This is a genomic window from Paenibacillus sp. fava2 (assembly GCF_058313675.1).
On sequence record NZ_CM177755.1, the window covers coordinates 1,733,194 to 1,748,621 of the forward strand.

Sequence of the window (15,428 nt, forward strand, 5' to 3'; positions counted from 1 at the left end):
TTGAATGAATATTGAGATTCGATAAAAACTAAATACTTATCAATTAGAAATTATAAATATGGAGGTAAGGCTGTGAAGAATAATACAAAGAAATATTTATTTACGATGACATTTACATTTTTAGCTGTATCTTTATTTGGAAACCTAGCTAGTGCAGATTATCTTGCAGGAGGAAGAAAAAATAATGCAAAACCACTTGCGTTTTACCATTCATCGGTAGCAAGTGCTGGTTATACAAGTCACTATGATGCAGGAAGAGCATATTGGAATGGTAATTCAAAAGTCAATATCGTCAGAACCATGTTCAATTCTGTAACCGACCGTCCAGATATTTACTATATCGGAAATACAGCGATAGCAGGTCTTGCAGGACAAACTGTTCCTTACAATAGCTCTGGAACTGAAGTCTTACCAGATAATTATTGGGATTACACAACTGTATATATGTATGATAATGTGATGAGAGCAATGGGTTCCGCCTATACTGCTGATCATGTAAAATTTAATGCAGCTCATGAAACAGGGCACACTATTAAAATGGCTCATCCAGCTGCCGCATATAATTCAGTAATGCCGCAAGGTTGGAGAGTTATTCCTTCTTCAATAACGACTTATGATTCAGGGGAGATTAACAGCAAATGGCCTTTATAAGCTTTTCTTGTTAAAAATATTACTATAGGAGGTTCAAATGAGAAATATTAAACTTGCTTTGCTTATTGCATCATTATCGATATTTCTTTTTGCGTGCACTAATGATGTGAAAGAGAATGCTAGTAAGGAGAATAGTGATAAGAACACCATAGTGACAGTTGTAACTCAAGGTAATTATATGAAGTTCGATAAAGAAAGCCAATTGTTTAATGATGCCGATCTGGTTGTAATAGCGGAGACAGGTATCAGTTTTCATGACCGTGAACATGTTGTCAAATACGCTGAACCGGATGCCTCGGGAGCAGAGTTACCTCAAGCAATTGAAGATTTTTATACAAGAACTCCGATTGAGGTGCTAAAGGTATTGAAAAACCCAGCATCTTCACCGGTTGTCGAGAATGAAAAAATGAATATTATTGAACCTATTTCTCTAATTGAGGGAGACACTGGTTCGAAGATCTATTCTATTGAGAATTATAATGAAATAAAAGAGGGCGAAAGGTACGTAATATACCTCAAAAAGAATTCATTTGGTGAATATAGCATTATTAATATGAATAACGGCAGATTTAGTTTGGATTCTGATGTATTGAAAATACAAACATTAGATCCAGATCATGAAAACGACGAAGTTGAACACAATGAATTCAAACAAACTGTTAAAGAAAGATTTAAGGCTGAAATAGAAGACCTTAATCAACAATAGTAATGTTAAATGCAATAAGATATCAACAGAAAGCGGCTCGATAAGGGGCCGTTTTCTGTTGAGATATTAACCTTGCTGTTAAAACAAATTAAGCAATTGCCCCTACTGACGAATTGATAACTAATGACATCGCATCGTGTCCATAACCTCAAAAAGTTCGATAATACTGGTGAGGATATGGAGGATTTGATCTCCATTGGCACCATCGGATTGATCAAAGCCATTGAGAGCTACCGGCCTAACAAAGGTACTAAGCTCGCCACATTCGCGGCCCGATGTATCGAGAATGAGATATTGATGCACCTTCGCTCGCTGAAAAAAACACGGAAAGACGTGTCCCTCCACGATCCGATTGGGACGGACAAGGAAGGCAATGAGATCACCTTAATTGATATTCTAGGCTCGGAGACGGATGATGTGATTAAAGAGGTGGATCTGAAGATTGAGAAGAGTAAGATCTATCGGAACCTCGATATTCTGGATGAGCGCGAAAAGGAAGTTGTAGTAGGACGGTTTGGGTTAGACACAGGTGGGGAAGAAAGGACGCAGCGAGAGATTGCGAAGGACCTCGGCATTAGCCGGAGTTATGTGTCGCGGATTGAGAAAAGGGCGCTGATGAAGCTGTATCATGAGTTTTATAAGGCGAAGCGGTGAGTTTTTAATACTAATATAAAAGTGAATTTTGTTAATAATTCAGGAATTAGAAAGCGACTTATCTTAGGTAAGTCGCTTTTGATATATATTACTTTTACTTCTGAAAAACTTGAAAACTAATAGGGAACATTGAACTGACATACAAAAAAATGTTTAAGATTACATATTCAGTTGCTGCATACTTTAGGAACATGTACAAGGTGCCAATTATTTATGATCGGATTCCATATTGAATAGCTTGGAATGGCATAATTGAGTTACGTGGCGTATCGGAAGAAAGTATCCGCATCCCGATTAGCTCAGTGAGATCTTGCTGTGATTCAAAATTACATTTGATAAATAACTCGTAAGGCCAAGAAGTTTCAATAGGTTAACTCCCTATTTTGCATTATTTGTTGTATTTTTTCTTTAGGAAAGGGAGCTAATACATCATTATTATGAATTTTGAATAGCTGTAATGAGGTTTCATAACAAATTAATGCTTCATTTTGTTCATTCATGGATTCCAAATTGTAAGCCTTTTGATAATAAAGCTCACCTAATAAAAATGAGATCTCTAGCTCTGAGCAAACTTTTATTGCTTCATCACAATGAGTAATTGATTCTGAAAACATTTCTAATCTTGTTAGTATCTTTGAAATGTTATATTTAATCTTTAAAAATATAGTTGGGTTCTGTAAATAGGAAATGGCGCTTAGGTAAGTATTGGCCTTTTCGAAGTGTTGTAAGGCACTTTTATTATCCTCTTCTTCTCCGTGTATAATACCTATACTATTTAAAATTTCAACTTCTCGTTCTGAATAGTGCTCAGTAGAGTGTATTAAATGAAGTGCTTCGTTTAAAATAACTATACTTTTAGAGTAATCTTTTAAAAGATAATAAGTACATATACCTTCTTGCCATAATATTAATTGCTTAAAGTTTAGTTCTTTATAATTAGGGCTGTTTTTTTCAATTAAAACAATTGAATAAAGCTCTTTATAGTCTCTCTCACGAAGAAACTTTTTAATCTGCGTATTAAGCTCTTGAATATAATCGAAATTAGGATACCTTGCACAATTCATTAAATAATCTATTGAAACATTAAGTTTTTGACTCAACTGATGACAAATAGTAATGGAGGGGATGTGTAAGCCTTTTTCGATTTGGCTAATAAGAGCTTGAGTACAAATACCTTCGGCCAACTTATTTTGAGATAGTCCACTTTTGTGCCGTAAATAAGATAGCACTTTGCCCAGAGTCTGCTGCATATTATCCATCCTTAATAAGTATTCTTATATATTATTAAGAAAAAAAAGAAATATTAATGATTATTTTGGAATTTATCCTTAGTATACCATATTATGAAGAAATCATAATTCAGATAAATTGTGTATACTTCACAAATAACAATTTCTAAGGAGTGTAGAACTATGAATAAAGGAAAGTATTTTATTGTACATTTCTCCGTTTTTTTGATTGCAGCAAGTGTATTGTTAGAAATGCCGTTTCAACATTGATTAATAATTCTTAATTATTTGTATTTCTAAACAATATTGTTAAACAGTAAGCTCTTAGCTCTACCAGTATTACATTTAAACAGCAAGATAAAAATTTGTGGTGAAGTACCATGAATTAAAGGCGAAATTTGTAATAAAGAGGAGACTGATATGATTGATTTAGATACAAGTTTGAAGCTACTTCCAGTCGAAAGTATTCTAATGCACGAAGAATTTCAAATAACCAGATTTGAAAAAACTTTTCAAGCAATTAAAAAGGAAAAGGTTCTTATTAACCCTGTTATTGTAAAGAAAATAAACAATGATAACTATTTATTAATAGATGGAGTTCACCGTTTTCTATCTTTAAAAGAACTTGATTGTAAATATATAGCTTGTCAAGTAATAGAGTTTGAAGATCTTAATCTTCAAATGTGGGCACATCTAGTCCAAGCGGAGAAATGGATCAATGAAATAAATAATGAACAATTATTTGTATCAACCCAAGCTATAGATGATATGAATTTCGCATTCAAAATAACAAATACAGAGTTAGAATCTTTATTTTATTATTATCCTAACGACAAAAGTACAATAGAATATGTGAATTTATTGCATGAAGTTGTTAAAAATTATAAGCATGAGAATATTTCTAGAGTTAGCGAGATTAATAATTGTGTTATCTATAGAGATAATGTGCTTATAGAATTCTATAAGTTTAAATTTGAAGATATAGTTGACTTGATTTCAAAAGGGATTAAACTACCAACCGGAATAACACGATTTTCTATCAATCAAAGACTGCTGAATATAAGAATCCCGGTAGAATTTATGGAAAGCGATACCTATGGGGATAACTGGGGAACTTTATTGAAATCAATACAGCAGAAGTTAAGATATTACCCCGAATCCGTATATGTATGTGAGTAAGGTGTGTGAAGGAAGTTTGTTTCTCAAAATAATAGATATCAATATTTAATTGGGTGATGGTGATCTGAAGAATGCTGTTATTTTGTTTGCCTTATGCGGGTGGCTCAGAAGCTATTTTTCATAATTGGAAGAAGTATTTAAGCCCGGCTATACATATGGAAGCCATTGAACTTAAAGCAAGGGGAAAGCGGTTTAATGAGGATACTTATGAAACTTTAGATGAAGCCGTTGAAGATATTTTTCAGCACATTAAAGATAAGATCGCAGACAATGAGTACGCGATTTTTGGACATAGTATGGGAAGTCTTATAGCGTATGAATTGTATTACAAAATCATTAGCGAAAAGCTTAGATTACCTAAACATATTTTTTTTTCAGGATATCATTCTCCGGATATTAAACGGCGTGAACGACAGATCCACTCCCTTCATGAAGATGAATTTATGGAAGAAATTATTGGATTGGGCGGGACCCCAAAAGAAATTGCAGATAATAAAGAGTTGTTTCGATTTTTTATTCCTATTCTCCGAAGCGATTATAAGATGATTGAAAATTATTCATTCGTGAATAGAGAAGATCAAATAAGATGTGATATATCCGTTTTAAACGGAAAAGAAGATGACATAACTCCTGAAGAAATATTGGCCTGGAAAATTCATGCTCTCAAAGGATTTGATATCCTTACTTTTGAAGGAGGACACTTCTTCATGAATACTGATGTTGAAAGCGTAATTGAAGTCATTAATACAACCTTGGCGCAGAGTAAATATTAATCGAAGGAGAATAATACGTGAATAAGGATGAGAGGATCTATTATAAGCTAACACATCCCCAAAAAAGAATATGGTACATAGATAAAGTGAATAGTAACTTACCGATACATAATATCGGCGGGAGCATGAAAATTAATCAAGCTATAGATGTTGAGGTGATGAAAGAAACCATTAATGTCTTAATAGAGCGCAATGATAGCTTAAGATTAAGAATTAAGGAAGTAGGAGCAGAGCCTTTTCAGTACGTTGAAGAATTTAAAAGAGAAAATATAGCTTTTTTAGATTTTAGCATTGATGAACAGCCTGAAGAAAGATTTGAGCATTGGTCTCAAAAAATATTTAAAGAATCATTTGCCTTAGATGAACAATTATATTTTTTTGCCATATACAAGATTAGCGAAGAAGAATTCGGTGTGTTACTAAAAATACATCACATTATTTCAGATGGCTGGTCTATATCGCTTATAGAAAAACAGTTATGTCACATATATGAGACAATAGTATGTGGGGATGATTTGGTTAAGGACGATGTGCCCTCTTATCTGGATGTTCTTAAAGAAGAAGAAGGCTATTTGAACTCAGAGAGATTTGTAAAAAACAAAGATTTTTGGAAAAAAAAATTTTCGGAGCTGCCGGAAGAATTTTTATACAAAACCTCTGATAGTTCAGAAGGGAACCGGCAATGTTTTCATATAGATAAAGATTTATCAGATAGAATAATGACCTTCGCCAATAATAAAAAGATCTCCTTGAATACTTTTTTTATTGCAGCATTATTTATATATGTGAATAAAATTACAAACGAAAAAGACGTGGTGTTAGGAACACCTGTTTTTAATAGAAATGGAAACACGCAGAAAAATATAGTAGGAATGTTTACAAGTACGGTTCCTGTTAGATTTATTTTAGATGCTGAGATGAAGATTAATGATCTAATTAAATCTCTAAACAGGGAGTTAAAGCTTTGCCTGATGCACCAAAGGTATCCATATGATCTTCTAATCCAAGATTTACAGTTGAGTAAGCGAGGATACGACAGCTTATATAAAATGTGTGTGAATTATTATAATTCCAAAAATGTTAAGTCTATGGACGGAAACGATTTGGAAGTCATTGAGTATTATTCCGGATATCAGAATTATTCACTACAGCTGACCATTAAGGAATGGAATGAAGGAAGTATAACGCTTAACTTTGACTATAAAGTACTGGAATATTCAGATAAACAAATCGGAAGAATGTATAGCTCTTTAACTAACATAATTAAACAAATGATGGGTGAAAATGACCTTACGGTTGATTCCATTAAGCTTCTTGATAAGGAAGAAACCACTTATAAATTATATGATTTTAATTCCACTCATACACAATATCCAATGAAAACAGTATGTGAATTGTTTGAAGAACAGGTATTGAGAACACCTGATACAGTTGCTTTAGAATTTAAAGACGAAGTACTCACCTATAAGGAGCTCAACGAGAAATCTAACCAATTGGCAAACTGCCTGAGAGATAATGGAGTAAATAAGCAGTCAATTGTAACAATATTGCAAACACATTCAACTGAACTTATTATTAGCATTTTGGCGGTTTTAAAAGCCGGAGCTGCGTATGTACCTATTGATCCTGGTTACCCCCTTGAAAGAATAAAGTACATGCTTGAGGATTCGAAGAGCACAATGCTGTTAAGTAATTTTAGACTCGATAACCTAAACGTTGAAACTAAAATAATGAATGTAAACGAAATACATATAGATAGTTACTGCAAAAAAAATTTATTAATGACTGGCAGCTTAAATGACTTAGTGTATATCATTTATACCTCAGGCTCCACAGGCACTCCAAAGGGAGTAATGATTGAGCATCAAGGCCTAACTAATTATATTTGGTGGGCGAATAAAATGTATTTAAAAGATGAAGATGAAGCTATGGCACTCTATTCTTCAATTTCATTTGACTTAACAGTTACGTCTATATTTGCTCCAATAGTATCAGGAAATAAAATTATCATTTATGAGAATGATGAAAAAGAGTTTACTCTATTTAAAATATTAAGAGAAGATAAAACAACAGTAATTAAACTTACTCCAGCACATCTATCTCTATTAAAAGATACGAATTATGCTAAATCAAAATTGAAGAGATTTATTGTAGGCGGAGAAGAACTGAAAATAAATTTAGTGAAAGAAGTAATAAAGCAGTTTTCTAATGATATTGAGTTATATAACGAGTATGGGCCGACTGAAACTGTAGTTGGCTGTATGATCTATAAATATGAAGAGATAGAGGATGAGGGAATAGCTGTCCCAATAGGTTATCCAGCAGATAATGTGCAGGTTTATATCTTAGATCAGCAATTGAATCCAGTACCAACAGGTTTTGTAGGCGAGCTATTTATTTCGGGCGATGGAGTAGCAAGAGGCTACTTAAATAGAGAAGCGTTAACTCGGGAGAAATTTATTGAGAATATATTTATTAATGGATATAAAATGTACAAAACCGGTGATTTGGCCAAATATTCTGAAAATGGATTCATTGAGTATATGGGGAGAGCCGATAATCAATTAAAAATAAGAGGTTATAGAATTGAGATTGGTGAAATAGAAAAGACCTTACTTGAAAATGAGTCTGTGATCGATGCAGTCGTCGCTTTAAAAGAAGATTCAATAGGAAATAAATTATTAAATGCTTATTTAGTGATGAAAACAGAAATACCAGTTACAGAATTAATACAATGGCTTCAAAAATTCCTGCCTAAATATATGCTCCCAAGTCATTTTATATTCTTGGATGCAATCCCCTTAAATGCTAATGGAAAAGTAGACCATAATGCGCTCCCAGAACCAACAAAAGCTGAAAAGCAGCTTATTATACAGCCCGAATCTTCAGCAGAAAAAGAACTAGTGAAAGCCATAAAGAGGTTTTTAAAGGTAGAAGTCATAAGCATGAGTGATAATTATTATCAACTTGGTGGAGACTCTATAAAAGCTATTCAGATTTCTTCAAGTTTGAAGAATATTGGGTTGGATATCAGTGTGAATGACATACTGAGATATGATTCGATCGAAGAGATAGCTGCAGCTATGACAAAAAGTAAGGCGTACAATGTGATTAATCAGGAACTGCGTCAAGGAACAATTGAAAATACACCTATTAGCGATTGGTTTTTCAACCGGAATTTCACAAATCCAAATCATTATAATCAATATATATTGCTTGAATACAAAGGTGAACTAGATATTAATAAAATCAGATTTGCTGCAGTTAAACTAATTGAGCATCATGATGGCTTAAGAATTAACTATGACAGAAATAACCTGTATTACAATAATGAACACTTGAAAAATGATTCTGTGGTTGAGTCCTTTGATTTATCAAAAATGTCATTTGAGGAACAGGATGAGAGTGTAGAAAAAATAATAAATGAACTAGGTAACCATTTTGACATTGAAAACAGCCTGTTATTTAAAATAGCTACTTTAAAACTAAGCGATGGCAGAGAGAGCTTACTATTCGTGGCCCATCATTTAATAGTAGATGGAATGTCTTGGAGAGTACTGCTTAATGATTTTGTGATTATTTTGAGACAACTTGATGAAGAAATAGAAATTAAACTACCAGCGAAGACAAATTCATTCCAAGAATGGTCAAAGGTTTTGAAAGAATACAGTAATAAAGATTTCAATAAAGAGGAAAAATACTGGGAAGAAATATTAAATAAACAAATCAATTATCAAACAGATTACATTGAAGCAAAAGCTACGGTAGTAACTTCTAATATGATAAGCAGATGCATAGATGAGCTAACCTTAAATCAATTGATTAGAAAAACTCATGAAATTTATAAGCTTGAACTTAATGAGGTTCTAATTATTGGATTAGTGCTTACTATCAACAAAATGTATAGCCAAGAAGAGGTTCTAATTGAACTTGAAAGGCATGGCAGGGAAGAGATTAACGATTATATTGATGTGAGTAGAACCATTGGCTGGTTTACAAGTATGTATCCCGCTTATTTTAAGGTGGATAGTGACGTGGTAGAGGATAACATCAAATCATTAAAGGAGCAGCTCAGGGATATACCTAATAAAGGATTCGACTATAGCATAATTAAATTAAAGAATAAGGGGTTTGAGGAAGAAGGTAATAATCGTATACGATTTAATTTTTTGGGGGATTTCGACAACGTAATCGATAATGAAATGATTAATCTTACGAATATTACAATGGGACTGGACAGTGACAAGAATAACTCTTTGACAGCATTGATGGATATAAACTCTTCGATAGTAAATAAAAGTTTGTATATTGCTATTGAATATAGCAGGAATAGATTCAAGGATGAAACCATTGAAGAATTTGTGGAAGGTTATATAAAAATATTAAACCTGATTTTGGATACATGCATAAGTAAACAAGAAGCAGAATTTACAACATCTGATTTTAACGCTTTAGAACTTTCACTGGAGGATTTGGAGTCTTTGTTCGATTAGAAAATGTGAGGAGTCTATTCCATGCAGCCTGTGAAGAAATTGATTGTATTACTTACTATTTTAATTTTGTTATTTGCACCATCTTTGAAGAGTTATGCTTTTGATACTACTACACAAAATGTCGGCTCTTTAACTAACGATAAAAAACTCAAAATAGAAAAATTAATTCAGAAAAATATGGAAAAAGGTAAGATCCCTGGGGTTTATATAACGATAGTCCAAGGTGAAAATACAGTATATTCTAATGGCTTTGGTTACTCAGATGTAGAGCTTCAAAAAGAAATCAATTCAAATACATTATTTGAGATCGGCTCTAATAGTAAAGCCTTTACAGCATTAGGAATTCTGAATTTGCAAAAGAACAATCAAATTAAACTGGATGATAAAGTGTCAAAATACTTACCATGGCTGAAGGTTACTTACAAGGGTAAGGAAGCAGCAATAACAATAGAACAATTATTGTATCAAACGAGTGGCATCCCCTTCAATACAATTGATAGAATCCCAATTTCTGATGGGGATAATGCACTTGAGGAAACGATTAAAACTTTAATGAATATTGAGCTGGATAGTAAACCCGGCGAAGAATTTCAATATGCAACCATTAATTATGATGTGTTAGGACTGATTATTGAGAAAGTAACAGGAACCAGTTACGAGTCCTACATGGAGGAAAATGTATTAGAGCCAATGGGATTAAGTAATACTCATCTTTTTAAGAATGAGGCTATTAATGAATATATGGCAAAAGGTTATAAAGTGAATTTTTTAAAACCACAAGTTTATGAAGCGCCAGAATATAGAGGGAATAAACCAGCCGGATATATTATCTCTAGCGGCGAGGATCTGGCGAAGTGGCTGAAAATTCAAATGGGAAGCCAAAGTGATTCTAATTTTGACCAGGAAATAATCGAACGATCACAAGAAGCGAATCGTGAAGTTGCCCCTTTTGAAGACGGTTCATCCTATGCCGGTGGTTGGTATGTATATCAGAAACAAGGTGGAGAGCTTTCTCACGGAGGGAATAATCCTAACTTCTCTTCCTTCATACTATTTAAGCCGGAGGATAAGGTCGGTATAGCTGTGCTTAGTAATATGAATTCAGATTACACAAGAGAGATCGGCGAAGGCATTAATCATATAATTCAAGGTGAATCCTATAACAAAGAGATAAAAGATTTGAATAGAAGCGCAGATAAAATTTCTTTTATGATTTTAGCCACTGCAGGTTTAATTATTCTATCTACACTCTACTTTTTGATTAAGGGATTAATCGAAGTTATTAAAAGACAAAGGGGACTTCAGACAAAAAGAGTAAAAAGTATCATTACATTCGGTCTTTCTTTAATTTTTATGATTGGCTTAAGTTATTCAATATACCTGCTTCCTTATATTCTATATGAGGGTGTTTCATGGAAGTTCGTTTTTGTCTGGCTTCCTAATAATCTGAAGCTTTCGCTTTATCTTATATATGGAAGCATTTGGTTAGTTTACATATACTCTATATTTACAAGCTTGTTTAAAAAGAATAACGATAAGTCCTTATTTATCATCGTACTAGTTAGTATTGCTAGTGGATTTGGTAATGCACTTGTGATTTTCACTATTAATATGGCAATAGACAGCGGAAATGATGTGAAACTGAAATTATTGGTTTACTTTATTCTCGGAATAATACTCTATGTCTATGGTCAAAAAATAGTCAGGAAAAAGCTGATAGACATTACAAATGAGATCGTCTATTCAAAACGAATGGAAGTAATTAAAGGTCTGTTAAGGGCTCCTTATAAAAAGTTTGAAGAGATACAAGAGGGAAAGATAGAGGCAACGCTAAATAATGATACCGAAACAATTAGCAGATTTGCCAATATTTTAGTTGGAGGCATAACTGGTGCTGTAACACTGGTATGCTGCTTTGTTTATTTAGGCTTCATTAATATATATGCTTTATTACTCTCTGGATCAGTCATTTTGCTGATTGCGAGCATTTATTATTTAGTTGGGAGGTATGCTAACAGAATTGGAGAGGAGTCAAGAGATCTCCAAAATATCTTTTTTAAATTCATCAAGGATTTAATAGGCGGTATAAAGGAATTAAGTTTAAGTGAAAAAAAGAAAAATGAATTTGAAGAAGACATGGAGAAAAGTTGTTATAAATACAGAATAAAAAAAGGACAGTCCGCATTAGCCTTTGCAAATATGTTTATAGTAGGAGAATTGTTATTTACTGTTGCCATTGGTGCTATAGCTATTGTTTTTCCGTTGCTGTTAAGAAATTTGGAGACAGTAAACATAACGAGTTATGTTTTTATATTACTTTACATGACGGGTCCCATACATGGAATACTGGATAGTATTCCGAGTTTTATTGAATTACGAATAAGCCTGAAAAGAATCAGAGGTTTAGTAGATGAGGTAGGTGAAGTAACTGATTCACAATATGAACCAATAAATGATGCTACGGTTAATGTTGATGGAAATATAAATTTGAAATTAGATGGAATAGAGTATGTCTATGATAGAAATGATGAAAGAAGTTTCAAACTGGGCCCGATCAGCTATGAGTTTAATTCGGGGGAGATCGTTTTCATTACCGGCGGAAATGGGAGTGGAAAATCAACCCTAGCTAAAATAATTACAGGGCTTTATAAGCCATATAACGGAAAGATAATTTTAAATAATTGTTCAGTTTCAGAAAAGATGATGAGTGAGAACATTTCTGCTATTTTTGGTGATTATTATTTATTCGATAAACTTTACGGGATTGATTACAGGAATAAGGCCAGTGAAATAAAAAGATATTTAAGTTTACTGCATCTTGATAAGAAGGTTCAGATAGAAGGCGGGCAATTCAGTACGAAAAAATTATCCACTGGGCAAAGGAAGCGGCTGGCATTATTAGTTACATACTTAGAGGATCGGCCAATATATTTGTTTGACGAATGGGCTGCAGATCAGGATCCAGAGTTCAGAATGTTTTTTTATAACATTCTTTTACCAGATTTAAAACAAGCTGGAAAATGTATTATTGCGATAACTCACGATGAGCATTACTTCAGCTTGGCGGATAAGATTATAAAAATTGAGATGGGAAATTTAAAAATAATCGCTTAGGAGATGCTGGTATGATCTACGAAAATATCTTTAGTTTGGTAGGAAATACACCACTTATTAATCTCAAAGGAGAAGGATTAGAGAAAGTAAATCTGTATAGTAAATTAGAAGGGAGTAATCCAACTGGAAGTGTTAAAGACCGGGCGGCCCAATATATAATCAATAGAATTGAAAAGGAAGGAATTATTGATAAAAACACGATAATAATTGAATCATCTTCCGGGAATTTTGGGATAGCATTGTCTGCTTATTGTAAAAGTAAGGGACTGAAGTTTTATTGTGTTATTGATCCCCTTATCACTGACACGAATGAAATGTTAATTCAAAAATTCAGTACTAAGGTCATAAAGGTAACAGAAAGAGATGAGAATGGAGCTTATCTTTTAACAAGAATAAAAAAAGTAAAGGAATTAATTGAAAGTAATCATAATTCGTATTGGGTAAATCAGTATGCCAATGAATATAATGCGGCAGCATACTATAATACATTGGGTCTGGAAATATGTAATGAAGTTGATAACATTGATTATGTTTTTGTGGGAGTTAGCTCAGGCGGGACAATAACTGGTATTTCGAGAAAGGTAAAAGATGTTTATCCTAATGCAAAGGTGATAGCTGTAGACATAGTAGGCTCAGTAATATTTGGAGGGCAGCCCCAAAAGAGATACATACCCGGAATCGGCTCGAGTAGAGTTCCTGAAATTCTGAGATTGGCCAAAATAGACGAAGTGATGGAAATTGATGAGAGTGATGTGGTAAAGGAATGTAACAACCTATTATTAGAACATAAAATTTTTGCTGGCGGCTCTTCGGGTGCTGTTTTTGCAGCAGTGAAAAAATACTTTAAAGATAAATCCTATAAAATAAAACCTAATGTGGTTACTCTATTTGCAGATAGAGGAGATAGATATGCTAGTTCGATATATGATAGCAATTGGTGTGCAGAATTCATACAAAAAGAAAAAATGAAAATATAAAAATAAGGTAAAGGTAGGGAAAAGGGATGAAGCTTATTGAGATCACAAAAGCCAATTGGGAAAAAGTTATACTCTTGACGACAAATGCGGATAATCAGCATACGATCGATGAGGAGTTTGTTGCTTCTAATGCATATTCTATTGTAGAATCCTTTTTCGAATCGAACTGGATAGTAAAAGCGATTGATCTTAACAGTGAATTAATAGGATTCGCAATGTATGGATTTCCGGAAGAAAGTAATTCTTATGAGCTTCGCAGATTTATGATTGATAGAAAGTTTCAGGGGAAAGGTTATGGTAAGCAGGCTCTATCCCTGATTATTGAAGAGATGAAGGCTCAATTTGGTTGTAAGGAAATTTATTTATCTACAGAAGCTGAGAATACAAAAGGTAAACATGTATATGAATGTCTGGGGTTTAAGAATACAGGGGAAGTAAACGAAGGCGAAGAAGTATACGTGTTGAAGTTATAATCCTTAGGGACGTTCTTAATAAGGGATTTTATATTGTTTAGATGCAGGTAAACTAGGCTAAGTGCGTGCCTATTTAATTTGCTGTGCTTTCACATATCTATATATGGAAAAAAAACTCATTCATTCATTATAGTTGATATATATCCATGTAATGTAATGTGGTGATAAATAATGATTTTGGAGGAAAAAATAAATGATATACATTAACGAAAAAGCAGTTAAAACTATCGGAGTGAATTGGAATGAAGTTATAACTGTTATTGAATATGCAACGAGAACCTTAGCTAATAATGATTTTGCCCAACCAATCAAGCCTTATTTAAGATATAGAGATTTGAAGAATAGAATTATTGCAATGCCGGCCTTTATTGGAGGGGATATCAATAAGTCCGGAATAAAGTGGATAGCCAGTTTCCCGGATAATATAAATAAAAATGTCCCTCGCGCTCACAGTGTAGTTATTTTAAATGACGCAGATACCGGAAAGCCAGAGGCAATCATTAATACGGCCTCTCTAAGTGTTATTCGTACAGCAGGTGTAACAGGATCTATTATTAAAGCTTTTGACAAAGTAAGAGATTTGAAAGACATAAATGTAGGGATAATAGGTTGGGGGCCAATCGGTCAAAATCATTTTAAGATGGTAACAGAGTTATTAGGGAGTAAGATTTCCAAAATATTTTTGTTTGATTTAAACCCAATTGCTGTGGATAGTATTCCATCTTACTATAGCGGGAAAGTTGAAGTAGTAAATAGTTGGCAAGAAGCCTATGAGGATGCTGATATTTTTATTACATGCACCGTGTCGAAAGAACCTTATATTGATGCCCAGCCGAAGAAAGGCTCCTTACAATTAAATGTTTCACTAAGAGATTTTAAAACGGATGTTTATGAATATGTAAAAGGCAACATTATAGTGGACGATTGGGATGAGGTATGTAGAGAGAAGACTGATATAGAAATGATGCATTTGGAAAAAAATCTACAAAAAGACGAGACTAAATCTATAGTAGATGTGATTTGTAGTGACTGCCTCGAAAATTACGCAGTAGATGATGTTATTATGTTTAATCCTATGGGGATGGCTATTTTTGATATTTCTATAGGAGATTATTATGTTAAAAAAGCTTACGAATTGAATGCCGGAGAAGTTCTGGAATGAAAATACTTGTATTAAAA

11 protein-coding genes are annotated in these 15,428 nt (G+C 33.3%); 10 read left to right on the forward strand and 1 reads right to left on the reverse strand.

Features of this window, described 5'->3' with window-relative positions; all coding sequences use genetic code 11:
• The first annotated feature begins 72 nt into the window (after window positions 1-72).
• From AC4G46_RS07505 to sigK, 3 genes are all read left to right on the forward strand, one after another.
• Window positions 73-651, forward strand: a complete 579-nt coding sequence (locus AC4G46_RS07505; RefSeq protein WP_491127370.1) for a hypothetical protein — start codon at window positions 73-75, stop codon at window positions 649-651.
• 37 nt (window positions 652-688) lie between these two features.
• Window positions 689-1,357, forward strand: coding sequence for a hypothetical protein (locus AC4G46_RS07510; RefSeq protein ID WP_491127371.1), 669 nt, complete (start codon window positions 689-691; stop codon window positions 1,355-1,357).
• A gap of 123 nt (window positions 1,358-1,480) precedes the next feature.
• Entirely contained in the window at window positions 1,481-2,011 is a 531-nt protein-coding gene (gene sigK, locus AC4G46_RS07515; RefSeq protein ID WP_491127372.1) for an RNA polymerase sporulation sigma factor SigK, read from the forward strand.
• 362 nt (window positions 2,012-2,373) lie between these two features.
• On the opposite strand, the gene AC4G46_RS07520 is transcribed toward sigK, so the two are convergent.
• Window positions 2,374-3,261, reverse strand: coding sequence for a helix-turn-helix domain-containing protein (locus AC4G46_RS07520; protein ID WP_491127373.1), 888 nt, complete (start codon window positions 3,259-3,261; stop codon window positions 2,374-2,376).
• Between the two features lie 399 nt (window positions 3,262-3,660).
• On the opposite strand from AC4G46_RS07520, the gene AC4G46_RS07525 reads away from it, so the two are divergent.
• The 7 genes from AC4G46_RS07525 to AC4G46_RS07555 all read left to right on the forward strand — a co-directional run bounded on the left by AC4G46_RS07525 (window position 3,661) and on the right by AC4G46_RS07555 (window position 15,411).
• Entirely contained in the window at window positions 3,661-4,419 is a 759-nt protein-coding gene (locus tag AC4G46_RS07525; RefSeq protein ID WP_491127374.1) for a ParB N-terminal domain-containing protein, read from the forward strand.
• An 86-nt stretch (window positions 4,420-4,505) separates the two neighbouring features.
• Complete coding sequence (locus AC4G46_RS07530) at window positions 4,506-5,192, forward strand: thioesterase II family protein (protein WP_491127375.1); 687 nt, start codon at window positions 4,506-4,508, stop codon at window positions 5,190-5,192.
• Between the two features lie 17 nt (window positions 5,193-5,209).
• Window positions 5,210-9,685: an amino acid adenylation domain-containing protein gene (locus AC4G46_RS07535; RefSeq protein ID WP_491127376.1), complete on the forward strand. Its 4,476-nt coding sequence runs from the start codon at window positions 5,210-5,212 to the stop codon at window positions 9,683-9,685.
• 21 nt (window positions 9,686-9,706) lie between these two features.
• Complete coding sequence (locus tag AC4G46_RS07540; RefSeq protein ID WP_491127377.1) at window positions 9,707-12,799, forward strand: cyclic peptide export ABC transporter; 3,093 nt, start codon at window positions 9,707-9,709, stop codon at window positions 12,797-12,799.
• An 11-nt stretch (window positions 12,800-12,810) separates the two neighbouring features.
• Window positions 12,811-13,776, forward strand: coding sequence for a 2,3-diaminopropionate biosynthesis protein SbnA (gene sbnA / locus AC4G46_RS07545; protein ID WP_491127378.1), 966 nt, complete (start codon window positions 12,811-12,813; stop codon window positions 13,774-13,776).
• A gap of 26 nt (window positions 13,777-13,802) precedes the next feature.
• Window positions 13,803-14,249: a GNAT family N-acetyltransferase gene (locus tag AC4G46_RS07550; protein WP_491127379.1), complete on the forward strand. Its 447-nt coding sequence runs from the start codon at window positions 13,803-13,805 to the stop codon at window positions 14,247-14,249.
• Window positions 14,250-14,442: 193 nt separating this feature from the next.
• The gene (locus AC4G46_RS07555) at window positions 14,443-15,411 is read left to right on the forward strand and encodes a 2,3-diaminopropionate biosynthesis protein SbnB (protein WP_491127380.1); all 969 of its coding nucleotides are present in this window, start codon (window positions 14,443-14,445) and stop codon (window positions 15,409-15,411) included.
• The last annotated feature ends 17 nt before the right edge of the window (window positions 15,412-15,428 follow it).

Coding starts and splice junctions, on each gene's coding strand:
- sbnA (WP_491127378.1), top strand. CDS start 12,811: ATGATCTACGAAAATATCTTTAGTTTGGTAGGAAATACACCACTTATT.
- AC4G46_RS07520 (WP_491127373.1), bottom strand. CDS start 3,261: ATGCAGCAGACTCTGGGCAAAGTGCTATCTTATTTACGGCACAAAAGT.
- AC4G46_RS07510 (WP_491127371.1), top strand. CDS start 689: ATGAGAAATATTAAACTTGCTTTGCTTATTGCATCATTATCGATATTT.
- sigK (WP_491127372.1), top strand. CDS start 1,481: ATGACATCGCATCGTGTCCATAACCTCAAAAAGTTCGATAATACTGGT.
- AC4G46_RS07550 (WP_491127379.1), top strand. CDS start 13,803: ATGAAGCTTATTGAGATCACAAAAGCCAATTGGGAAAAAGTTATACTC.
- AC4G46_RS07525 (WP_491127374.1), top strand. CDS start 3,661: ATGATTGATTTAGATACAAGTTTGAAGCTACTTCCAGTCGAAAGTATT.
- AC4G46_RS07540 (WP_491127377.1), top strand. CDS start 9,707: ATGCAGCCTGTGAAGAAATTGATTGTATTACTTACTATTTTAATTTTG.
- AC4G46_RS07555 (WP_491127380.1), top strand. CDS start 14,443: ATGATATACATTAACGAAAAAGCAGTTAAAACTATCGGAGTGAATTGG.